The sequence below is a fragment of the Bacillus haikouensis genome, from assembly GCF_013179555.1.
Taxonomy (GTDB): domain Bacteria; phylum Bacillota; class Bacilli; order Bacillales; family Bacillaceae_B; genus Rossellomorea; species Rossellomorea haikouensis_A.
On the sequence record NZ_JABMCR010000176.1, the window covers coordinates 1 to 9,135 of the forward strand.

At 42.2% G+C, this 9,135-nt stretch carries 11 protein-coding genes; 9 read left to right on the forward strand and 2 right to left on the reverse strand.

What is annotated here, in order from left to right; genetic code table 11:
• The 9 genes from HP456_RS15825 to HP456_RS15865 all read left to right on the forward strand — a co-directional run.
• On the forward strand, positions 1-262 hold a 262-nt coding region (locus HP456_RS15825; RefSeq protein ID WP_172252816.1), incomplete at its 5' end, for an IS3 family transposase.
• Between the two features lie 171 nt (positions 263-433).
• Complete coding sequence (locus tag HP456_RS15830) at positions 434-838, forward strand: hypothetical protein (protein ID WP_172252834.1); 405 nt, start codon at positions 434-436, stop codon at positions 836-838.
• Positions 839-1,043: 205 nt separating this feature from the next.
• Positions 1,044-1,706, forward strand: coding sequence for a Type 1 glutamine amidotransferase-like domain-containing protein (locus tag HP456_RS15835; protein WP_172252818.1), 663 nt, complete (start codon positions 1,044-1,046; stop codon positions 1,704-1,706).
• A 478-nt stretch (positions 1,707-2,184) separates the two neighbouring features.
• Positions 2,185-2,598 (forward strand): Rrf2 family transcriptional regulator, encoded by a 414-nt coding sequence (locus tag HP456_RS15840; protein ID WP_172252820.1) that lies wholly within the window; start codon positions 2,185-2,187, stop codon positions 2,596-2,598.
• A gap of 14 nt (positions 2,599-2,612) precedes the next feature.
• A complete protein-coding gene (locus HP456_RS15845; protein WP_172252822.1) occupies positions 2,613-3,551 on the forward strand; it encodes an NAD(P)/FAD-dependent oxidoreductase in 939 nt (312 codons plus the stop codon).
• Positions 3,548-4,117, forward strand: coding sequence for a class I SAM-dependent methyltransferase (locus tag HP456_RS15850; RefSeq protein WP_172252824.1), 570 nt, complete (start codon positions 3,548-3,550; stop codon positions 4,115-4,117). The genes HP456_RS15845 and HP456_RS15850 overlap by 4 nt, the downstream gene beginning before the upstream one ends.
• A 182-nt stretch (positions 4,118-4,299) precedes the next feature.
• Positions 4,300-5,139, forward strand: a complete 840-nt coding sequence (locus tag HP456_RS15855; RefSeq protein WP_172252826.1) for a MerR family transcriptional regulator — start codon at positions 4,300-4,302, stop codon at positions 5,137-5,139.
• 62 nt (positions 5,140-5,201) lie between these two features.
• Positions 5,202-6,554, forward strand: coding sequence for an MATE family efflux transporter (locus HP456_RS15860; protein WP_172252828.1), 1,353 nt, complete (start codon positions 5,202-5,204; stop codon positions 6,552-6,554).
• A gap of 90 nt (positions 6,555-6,644) precedes the next feature.
• Entirely contained in the window at positions 6,645-7,637 is a 993-nt protein-coding gene (locus tag HP456_RS15865) for a zinc-dependent alcohol dehydrogenase family protein (protein ID WP_172252830.1), read from the forward strand.
• Between the two features lie 315 nt (positions 7,638-7,952).
• On the opposite strand, the gene HP456_RS24850 is transcribed toward HP456_RS15865, so the two are convergent.
• Positions 7,953-8,354, reverse strand: a complete 402-nt coding sequence (locus tag HP456_RS24850) for a BclA C-terminal domain-containing protein (protein ID WP_216663314.1) — start codon at positions 8,352-8,354, stop codon at positions 7,953-7,955.
• Positions 8,351-8,665 carry a hypothetical protein gene (locus HP456_RS24855; RefSeq protein WP_216663315.1) on the reverse strand — a complete coding sequence of 105 codons (315 nt, stop codon included), beginning with the start codon at positions 8,663-8,665 and terminating at the stop codon, positions 8,351-8,353. The genes HP456_RS24850 and HP456_RS24855 overlap by 4 nt, the downstream gene beginning before the upstream one ends.
• Positions 8,666-9,135 lie beyond the last annotated feature (470 nt).

A 9,135-nucleotide genomic window follows, 5' to 3' on the forward strand; every position in this document is an offset into this window, starting at 1 on the left:
TCCCCAATTTCAAAAAATGGTTAAAAAACTTGGAATCCGTCAATCAATGTCCCGAAGGGGCAACTGTTGGGATAATGCCCCCATTGAATCATTCTTTGGACACCTGAAAGATGAAACCTCTGTTAAATCCTGCCTGACATTAGAGGATGTACAAAAGGAAATTAAGCAATACATTACTTACTATAACCGCCATAGATATCAATGGAATCGAAAAAAGATGACCCCTGTTCAATACAGAGATCATCTTTTAGAAGTAGCTTAGGCTTTTTTAAAATGTCCTTTACAAAGGGTACACTTTAGCTGGGTCTGAGGCTCTTTATTCTTGTATCGGGCTTCGTTGGGAAAGAAGGAGCCTTTTTATACTATTGTCTTGCTTATTTCTTTCAAGTAAAGTATACGTAATATAATGGGGTCTTTTAGGAGGTTGAATGAAGTGAACAGTTCCCCAAATGAAATGAAGCTTATCATTCCAAAGGGATGTGACAATGCTCCAAGGAAACAAATAGTCATTGAATTTACAGCAGCTATGGTAAAGCAGCAATATGAAATCTTAAACGAATATGCAGATGAATCTATTATATGGTATCAATTAAAAGATAATAAAAAAATAGAAGGTAAATGTTCATTCATTACTACATTGCAGAATGATCATAAAAACCTCATTGATTGCCTTGAAATTTACCAAGTGATCACTCATGGGAAATTCGCTTCAATAAATGGTGTAATGTCATTCGCAAATGGTACAAAAATTGATTTCTGCGATGTATATATGTTTAGCAATACTGCAAGGTCTGGAAAGGTAAAGGAAATAAAGTCATATACCATAGCCTCTAAATGAAACATTCTCATTTTCTGCAAACGGGTGCTAAAGGCTGAAGGTACGGCAGCTGATCTCTAGCTTTTTCTTTTGTTCAGAACGGGCGGGTCAAAGGATGAGGAACGTCTAGAGAGATTAAGGGATTCGTTTATATATAGTTAGTAATATCAAAGGATTGCAGTCTTGAAGATTTGGTAAAACCACACAACGACAAGGAGTTGAAGTTATGAAATTTCTACTCACATCTGCAGGCATTAATAACAAAAGAATACACGACACGTTGGTTGACATGCTGGACAAGCCGATCGCCGACTCCAGTGCCCTCTGCATCCCCACCGCGATGTACGGACACCCCTGGGTCGGCCCCGGCGTCAAAACATGGGAGTTCATCAGCGGCAATTCCGAGAATCCCATGGTCAATCTGGGCTGGAAGTCAGTTGGTGTGCTGGAGCTCACAGCGCTGCCAAGTATCGACAAAGACCGGTGGGTGCCTCTGGTCCAGGAGACGGACGTCCTGCTGGCGGCGGGCGGCGATGCCCTCTACTTGAGTCACTGGATGCAGCAATCCGGACTGGCAGACCTCTTGCCGTCCCTGAAATCAGTCTATGTGGGAATGAGCGCCGGAAGCATGGTGATGGCACCTAACATTGGTGAATTCTTCGTTGGCTGGACTCCACCAGGCGGTGGCGATGACACGCTGAACATGGTCGATTTTTCAATTTTTCCCCACTTGGAACACGAGATGCTGCCGCATAACACCATGGCTGCTGCAGAGAAATGGGCTGCCGGAATGCAGGGGCAGGCGTATGCGATTGATGATCAAACCGCCATCAAAGTGATTGACGGAGAGGTCGAAGTTATCTCCGAAGGGCAGTGGAAGCTGTTTTAGCCCTGTTTTTATTAAGCATCGGGCTGGTTCTCATGTATAATTTTTTTCAATCTATGGGTGAACTGCAAATTCACCCGACTGACTAAATAAATGAATAGGCTGGGACAAAAGTTTTTATTTTGTTCAATATACATACGTTTTTAGCTCTTTCCAGCGGTTGATTGGAGTGCAAGACGCAGACTCCTGAGGGAAAAGCGAGACAGGTGAGACCCCACAGGAGCGTATGCGACGAGAGGCTTACCGCCCGCCCGCGGAAAGCGAAGTCTTGCACGGAAATCATTAGCGGTATTTAGAGTCAACACTGAAAATGTTCGTCTTTAGGTATGATTTCTCCAGCTTTTTCTTTTTTCGGTTAATGTACCAGTTAAGTCGAAGTTTAAAAACCACCAAGTTGATTTCCTTCACGTTCAGTGATAAGCTTATCTATATTATAGACATCAAGAGTCTTTAATATCTTTTTTAAACAAGGAGGCGGAGTATGAGATATTCAAATGCGACAAATTACGCTCTGCATACGATGGTCCATTTAATGGTGCAGCGTGCGGGGAGCTCGGTGGGAGTGAAGGAATTAGCTGAAATGCAGCAACTTTCCCCGACATACCTTTCTAAGATATTAACCAAACTGACGAAAGCAAGTTTGATCGAGTCAACGCCAGGCGCAAAGGGAGGCTATAAAGTCTCAAGAACAAAACATGAAATATCTTTCTTGGATGTTATTCATGCGATTGAAGGAGATACCAGCTTATTCGACTGCTCCATTCATCATGAAGGCTGTTTGATTGAGAACGTCATGAGGCAGGCAGAGGAAAATATGAAAGATGAACTGGAATCAAAGCTTTTAATCGATATCGCTAAAGAGGCAGGAATCCAACAGACAGAAGAAAAAAATTAAAAGGAGTGGACAAAATGATAATAGACTGTGCTGTGATTGGAGGAGGACCGGCTGGGCTGAATGCGGCTTTAGTACTTGGAAGATCAAGACGCAGAACGATCCTGTTTGATGACAACAAACCGAGAAATGCGGTGACTTCCGAGTCCCACGGGTTTATCACAAGGGACGGTATAGATCCGCAGGAATTCAAAAGAATTGCCCAGGAAGAATTAAGCAGGTACCCGGACGTGAAGATCAAAAAGCAACGGGTGCATCGACTAACGAAAGATTCCGGCTTGTTCCAGGTAGCGACAGAAAATGGGGAAGTATTCACTGCGAAAAACATCATCCTCGCCACCGGCTTTAAGGAAGTTCTTCCGGAGATCCCTCGGGTCAAAGAGTTCTATGGCAAGAGCCTGTTCAGCTGTCCTTTCTGTGATGGCTGGGAATTAAGAGATCGGCCGCTTGCAGTGATCGCAGATGATCACAAGGCATTTCATATGGCGAAAGTGGTGTCAAACTGGACGAACGATTTAATTGTTTTTACCAACGGCAGTAAAGTTCTTCCGCTTGAAGAGCAGGAATTGCTCAAAAGCAAAGGCATCCGTATAAATGAAAAGAAGATTGCCTCTTTCATTGGCGAAGAGGGACTGCTGGAAAAAATCCAGCTTGAAGATGAAACAGAAGTGTACCGTGAAGGAGGGTTTATCGCTGCGGAATGGAAACAGGCAGCTTCTTTTGATTCATCACTTGAATACACAGTAAACGAGCAGGGCGGGATTGAAACGGACAGCTGGCAGCGCACGAATATAGAAGGGGTGTTTGCGTGCGGAGATACGCGAATTGCCGGTCCTTCTCAATTAATTATAGCGGCAGGGGAAGGCAGTATGGCTGCCTTGGCTGTGAACGCAGCACTGATAGAAGAAAAATTCAGCCAGGAGAATCAGCATCGTAAGAAAGGGGAATCTATATGAAACACCCGCATGGCAAGCACGGCAAAGGAAAAGTATCGTATTTAGAAAGTCCCGAACGAAGAAAAGAATTCTCCCCGGAACAGCTGCTGAACATGATTCCTTTAAAAGAAACGGACTGTATGTTGGATTTTGGCGCAGGTACCGGCTATTTTTCCATCCCTGCTGCAAAAAGGATCAAGGGCAGCGTATACGCCCTGGATATCGACGCTGCAATGCTGGAAATAATAAATGAGAAAGCCCTGGAAGCACAGCTCACGAATATTATCCCGGTGCATGGAAGCATGGAGTCACTTCCATTACCTGATGGCTCTATCGATATCATCATTGCTTCTCTCGTACTGCATGAAATCCAGCCGCTGGCACCGCTGCTGCAACAAATGAAACATGTACTGAAAAAAGAAGGCTGTTTCATTTGTCTGGAACTTGAACCAAAAGGACATTCCAAGAAAGCACCAAGAATTACCTTGGAAGGAATGGAGCGGGAAATGACTGAAGCAGGATTCAAAGTAACAGAGAAATTTTTCCCGGCTGAATCCCTATACATGCTTGTTGCACAAAAGACGTAACAGTCAATTATTTTCTTTTGTCTAATTATAGATATTAAATATCTCTAAAGTATTTAATTGTTTCTTCATCAGAACCGTTGTTGAACGGGAGTAATCGTTTTATTTAAGCAGGTTTGTACAAGATAGCCTATTCAAGTAAACTTAAAAAGCCAACATATCCGGAATTTGAAAGGAGATGCAGTATGAAACAGCGGTTTCGTGTTGGGGAAGTAGCAAAACTATTCCAATTATCATCCTCTACACTTCGTTACTATGATGAGATCGGTATTTTCAAACCTAAATATACTGACCCTGAAAGCAGGTATCGCTATTACACCGTAGAACAGTTTACTGTACTCGAGACGATTATTTTCCTTAAGAATCACGGTTTTTCCATTAAAGAGATTCAGCAGCACTTGAGTCAGCGTACTCCTGACAATACGAAGGAACTGCTTGAAAAGAGGCTGGATGCTGTGGAGAAAGAAATTGAAAGTTTGAAGTTTGTTGCCGGAAAAATTAAAAATAAAATAAATACGATCGAAGAAGGACTTTCGCTTCGTGATAACCCTTCACTGATATTTCGCTGGTTTCCGGTACGGGCAATTTCTTATCTTTACAATGACTCACCAATTGATTTAATGGAAGAGTCAGAGGCACTGTATGTAAAGGATCTTGAGGAACTCGTGTTATCCGGGATTAGTTATGAAGGTTTTTTCACAGGTGATTTTGGGGCAACCGTCGATGTGGAGAGTCTCAATAAGGAAGGGCCTGTCAAACATCAAGCTCTGTTTGAACTGCTTCATCATGAAAAGAAAGATCTGCCTGTCTCTTATTTGGAGTCGGGGATGTATGCCTGCTATCCGCGCTGCGGTCCATATGAAACGCCTAAAGAGACATATCTTACTCTATTAGATCGGCTTCATCAACATAACTATCGTATGGCGGGAGCTCCTATAGAGATATTGATGCTGGATGAGTCCGTTATTCAAGACGAAAATGGTTATGTGACCTGGATACAGATTCCAGTCGAAGAAATCGGTTGACCTTCAAGTTACTTTAAGGTTTATACTTCCTCTTGTATGAAGTTACAGGAGGATTGACATAAATGAACGAATCTCATGAAATTTTAAAACATCAACCAGTTAAAAAGGTCTTTATCAACTACTTTTTTCCCTCTTTACTGGGAATGATGCTGATGTCAGCTAATATACTAATAGATGGTGTGTTTGTTGGTCAGGGAGTCGGGGCGGAAGGACTTGCTGCTGTAAATCTTGCCATGCCATTGTTCTCGCTGATCTTCTCGATTTCACTGTGGGTAGGAATAGGCGGGGGAACGATCTATTCGGTTCATATTGGAGAAAGGGAACCGGATAAAGCAAGGAGTGTATTCTCGCTGGCCACAGCCAGTTTATTGGTGCCGTTAGTGGTCATTGGAGTCATCGGTTACGTTAATGTTGAAAAGGTTGCGTATTTACTCGGCGCAAATGCTGATACGCTTTCCTATACAATAGATTATTTGACGATATTGTTCCTGTTTGGGTGGCTGATCGCAGTCCAGCAGCTGCTAAGTATCTTTGTCCGCAATGATGGCAGTCCAACTCTAGCGATGATCGCTCTTGGTGTAACGGCAATCGTCAATATTGGCTTAAACTATTATATGATTTTCACCTTGGAGTTAGGTGTTCTGGGAGCCGCTCTTGCCACTGTACTTGCGAGCTTCATTGGTTTCCTCGTTCTCTTGCTGCATTTTTTCAAGAAAAATACGACCTTGCGCAAGCTGATGTTCAAGTGGTCATGGAGACTGCTCGGAAGCATTTTCTTGATTGGGTTTCCAAGTTTCCTGGCCGAAGCAGGGATGCTTGTTTTTGTAGCTGGTTACAACCTGACGATCGTTGGCTTACTTGGAACGGAGGGAGTTGCTGCTTTCTCAGTCGTCAACTATTTGCACGGCTTTATGTTCCTGTCATTCTTCGGAATCGAGTCGGCTCTGCAGCCGATGATCAGTTACTATCATGGTGCCAAGGACACGGGACGCATCAAAGAGAGCCTGAAGATCGGTGAGAAGGTTTCATTCATTCTTGGGTTGTTTCTCTTTATCGCCGGCTTGGTTGCAGCTCCTTGGCTGGTTTCACTTTTTGGTTTAGAATCGGAAGGTGTTCGCGAGCTTGCCATTCAGGGAATTCGCCTATTTTTCATTGGGTATGTGTTCCTGGGCTTTAATATGGTTTACATGACCTATTTTCAATCGATCGGCAGAATCCGAACCTCGACGACAATAATCATTTTACGAAGTTTCGTGTTTCTATTGATTCTGCTATGGTTATTACCAAAGGTTTTCGGAATCGCCGGGATCTGGCTTGCACTCCCTCTTGCCGAAATCATCGTTGCATGTCTTCTTGTCTTTTTTTCACGAAAGCATGTTATGATGCAAACGGGTTTGAATAGGCTCCGAGGCTGACAAAGGGGAACATAAGGATTTAAAGATGTACTCCAAAGTAAAGTATTAATATAAATGAATCTAAATCTATATTGAGGAGACTTTATTGTTTTGAATGCGAAATGTGTTAAATTCTACGAATTCGGCAGTCCTGAAAATGTGTTGAAAGTTGAAGATAGAAGCATAGAATCACCAAAAGAGAATGAAGTACTTGTCCGCATGGCTGCCCGGCCAATAAATCCTTCTGATTTAATTCCGATTAGAGGGGCATATTCCCATCGAATTTCGTTACCGGCTATTCCTGGTTATGAAGGAGTCGGCATTGTAGAGGATGCAGGTCCCTTCGTTTCTAAAAATCTGATTGGTAAACGTGTTTTACCTTTACGCGGCGAGGGAACCTGGCAGGAGTATGTAAAGACATCAGCTGAGTTTGCCGTTCCTGTCCCTGACTCTATTGATGATTTCACGGCATCACAAATGTATATAAATCCTGTTACAGCGTGGGTGACGTGCACGGAAATCTTAAAATTAAAACCCGATGATGTGTTATTGGTGAACGCTTGTGGTTCTGCCATTGGGCATATTTTTGCTCAATTATCAAAAATTTTAGGTTTTCGATTGATTGCCGTTACGAGAAATAATAAATATACAGAAGACTTACTTCATCTGGGTGCGTCGTATGTAATCGATACTTCTACTGCTCCACTCTATGAAACGGTTATGGAATTAACAAATGGAAACGGTGCGGATGCAGCTATAGATTCAGTTGGAGGACCATCCGGAAATGATTTGGCCTTTTGTGTGCACCCCGATGGCAATTTCTTAACGATTGGTCTTTTATCAGGGATACAAGTGAATTGGGCAGATATTGTAAATAAAGCAAACGTTCATGCTGCGATGTTTCATTTGCGAAATTGGAATAGTAATGTCTCCGCCAATCATTGGCAGGAAACCTTAACTCGTTTGATAAGGCTAATAGATGATAAAAAATTACGCTTGATGATGGCAGATTCTACGTTTGACTTGGTGGATATAAAAGATGCTGTTTCTGTTGTTGAATCTTCTAAAGGAACGAAGGGGAAAGTATTTTTAACAAGTTACTGAGTGTTAAGCAGGGCAATAATTGAAGATAAACTAGTAATCTCTGCAATCGCAAGAAGAACATTCGAGCAGGGTGAACATGGAACACAACTAAGCAAGAGTTCAGAGGGAAATACAAAGTTGAAATCAAAGAAACATGTTCACAAATCGTATTAGTGAACATGTTTCAAAGGATACAAACCACATTAAGCATTATCAGAAGTAAGTAGTTTTAAATGTTTTCTAAGATAATTGCATTTTTATTTGTAACATAGTCCTGCCCACTTAAGGAAGCTCATTGAATAAACTTTGTTCTTGTATTAGACTGCCGCTTAGATTCTATTGATTTAGTTTGATTAATTGTAATGAGGAACTAATAACTGGTACACCATCTTGTGAATTAGGGAGGACATCTGTTGTATTACCTACATTTCTGAGGGCTACTTGATCACCAGCAGTTAAAGTGAGGATTATATTCCCAGTCAATGATTGTTCAATATTTTGGTTTCCCGCCTGTATTCCATGTCCAACGCTCTCAGGCTGAACTGTTCCATTTACTGCAATAGCATAGGCACAAGCGAGAGATGCGGAAGGATTATTAGTAGTCGTTAATACATAAAAAGTGATGGAGTAATCTCCACTTAATGAAACCGTCACAATATCTGAGGGTGGAATATGAGTAATACCATTAAGCACTCCATTTGAATTAAAAGGTACATTCTGATTGCTGTTTATTGTCAATTGATCTGTACTATATACTGAGCCATAGGAGGGTGAAAACACACCAGGAGGTCCTTGTTCCCCTTGGGGTCCAGGAGGTCCTTGTTCCCCTTGGGGTCCAGGAGGTCCTTGTTCCCCTTGGGGTCCAGGAGGTCCTTGCTCCCCTTGGGGTCCGGGAGGTCCTTGTTCTCCCGGGGGTCCGGGAGGTCCTTGTCCCCCTTGGGGTCCAGGAATCCCTTGCTCCCCTTGGGGTCCAGGAGGCCCTTGTTCTCCCGGGGGTCCAGGAGGACAATCACACTTGAATGGGAAAATATCACAACTTTCAGGAGCAACAACTAATTCATCTGAATGATAGCTGCTTCCTTTTCTAAGTTTGGGTAATAATCTTCTCTCTGAATTTCTCATCATTTATCTTTCCCCTTTCTACTTTATTTCTTTGTAAGAAACTCAAACCTATTTTTCGTTTTTAGATTGATTTTGCTTTACGTTAGGTTGCCTTCATTCACAGTTATCGTTCTATATTCTATGATTGGAATAATAATTTCGATTGGACGAGTATTAGCCATATCCTAAAATTCAATTCACACTTAGGCTTCAAGGAGCAGATGATTATCTGGTGGTCGTATTGGGTGCAAAAGGTAATAAAGTTCGAGCAATTTATATAGGCGAATAGTGTAAAGAAAATTTCAGTAAAAAAAACGAATTGAAAAAGAAGCTGGAGTTTTATCGGATAATGGAGCAGACAGTTTACCTCAATGAGTAAAGTATGATTGATTCCATAAACTGGGACAAAAGCTGAAAA